Here is a 2,022-nt window from a genome sequence, read left to right as displayed (position 1 = left end):
CTATCAGAAAACCGTTCAATAGTTAATATCAGGAAAAACTTTACATTACTTTCTACTTTACATTAAATTTAAAGACCGGTGTGATTAGTCACCCAAAAGAAGGAGATATTGTTTTAAATGAACAGTATGAGTCCTTAGCCAATCATTATGTAATGGCTGTCATGCCTGCTCAAGTACGCAAACCAAAACAGAAAGCAGCCGTAGAAGGTGCAGTAGGTAAAATAGCGATGGCAGTAATCGCGCCACTTAGAAATCAAATCTTCACGACCATGGGAGAATTAAAGGCTGCTATTCGCGAAAAGTTAGAAATCTATAACGCCAAACCTTTTCAAAAACGTGAAGGAAGCCGACGGCTCATATTCACAGAGACAGAACAGGAAAAACTCCGTCCGCTGCCTTCAATCCCTTATGAAATTGCTGAATGGGTTTACGGAAGAACTGTCAAACTCGATTGCCATATTACCTTTCAAAAAAACAACTACTCATGCCCCTACCAATATGTAAAAAAGAAAGTGGATTTAAAAGTAACGGATCATTTTCTTGAAATCTACTATCAAAATGAACGAATCGCCACTCACAAACGACTCCCTATCTATAAAGAATATACATTTTCAACCTTACCTGAACACTTACTAGATCAATTTAATCAACTCGAATGGAACGAACAGAGACTGCTAAATTGGGCACAAAAGATTGGCCCTTTTACCCATAAAGTAATTCAACGTATTTTTGAAAGATTACAACTTAAAGAACAAGGTTTTCAGTCTTGTTTGTCTGTTTTAAATCTATCAAAGAAGCACTCCAATGAAGCCTTGGAGAAAGCTTGCCAAATTGCTTTAGAACGTCTCCACTCGCCGAGATATCGTCAGTTAAAAACCATTTTAAACAACCCCAATAATAAAGACATTTTAGAAGACGCAGAAAGTTCTCAAAATGAATCCTTGGGATTCGTGAGAGGCCCAGAATATTATGGAGGAGATACTAATGATTGATAATGAAACAGTACGTAAATTACGACAGTTAGACTTAAGCGAATTTGTAGACACATTAGAAATGCAAGAAATGGATAGAGACACCAGACACTTATCTTTTGATGAACGCCTACAGTTATCTATCGATTACCTTTACCAAGAAAAATATAATAAACGGGTTAGTCGATTAATTAAACGTTCTAAGTTTCGAATACAAGACGCAAATATTGCTTCAATCCACTATGAGAAGCGTGAAATTGATCGCCAAACCCTTCAAGAACTGGCAACCTGCAATTACTCAATCATCGACAAAATATTATTTTCCAAGGGTTCACAGGTTCAGGAAAAACATACTTAGCTTGTGCTTTAGGTAAAGAAGCCTGTAAACAAGAAATTCGAACACGTTATATTCGCCTGCCTGATTTATTAATAGAACGAGATGAAGCGACTCTCAAGCCAAAAGGTGTAACGAATCTTATCAAGAAGTTCTCCAATTATGGGTTACTTATTATAGACGAATGGTTATTGGATGACTTGTTGGAAGAAGACTTAAAGTTTCTCTTTGAGATCATCGAACGTCGATACGATTCCGGATCCACCATCTACTGTACACAATTTAGAAAAGTAGACTGGCATCAAAGATTAGGTGGCGGTGTCCATGCGGACGCAATTATGGATCGAATTGTTCATAATGCGATTTGGTATGACACTGGTCAACTAAATATGCGCGAGCACCAAGCGATTAATTAAAAACTGTATAAAATAGTCATGCTGACATTGGCATGGCTATTTTACTGGACTCGAAGCGCGTACTAGTGGACTCCAATTGGATATCGCAAGACTCAATGTGGTGAATAGGTGGACCTGAAGGCGCGTAATAATCACTCATGGATAAAAGCCCATCGTAACGCTTATGACTATTTTGAAGGAACGACTGAAGTTCTCGTACCTGATAATTTGTAATGTAAATCTTCACATTATAAATTTAATGTAAAGTAGAAAGTAATGTAAAGTTTTTCCTGATATTAACTATTGAACGGTTTTCTGATAG

Annotated in this window: 1 protein-coding gene and 1 pseudogene; both read left to right on the top strand. The window is 37.1% G+C overall.

Annotated features, from left to right (window positions below):
• The first annotated feature begins 80 nt into the window (after positions 1 to 80).
• Positions 81 to 992: a Mu transposase domain-containing protein gene (locus ABFX15_RS09430; RefSeq protein WP_346025171.1), complete on the top strand. Its 912-nt coding sequence runs from the start codon at positions 81 to 83 to the stop codon at positions 990 to 992.
• Positions 970 to 1,721: pseudogene (locus ABFX15_RS12215) on the top strand (ATP-binding protein). Before ABFX15_RS09430 ends, ABFX15_RS12215 begins: the two are co-directional and overlap by 23 nt.
• Positions 1,722 to 2,022 lie beyond the last annotated feature (301 nt).

The sequence above is a fragment of the Alkalibacterium indicireducens genome (genome assembly GCF_039522005.1).
Taxonomy (GTDB): Bacteria; Bacillota; Bacilli; order Lactobacillales; family Carnobacteriaceae_A; genus Alkalibacterium; species Alkalibacterium indicireducens.
Note: the sequence above shows the minus strand (reverse complement) of the source record. Positions and strands in the feature narration are given on the sequence as shown.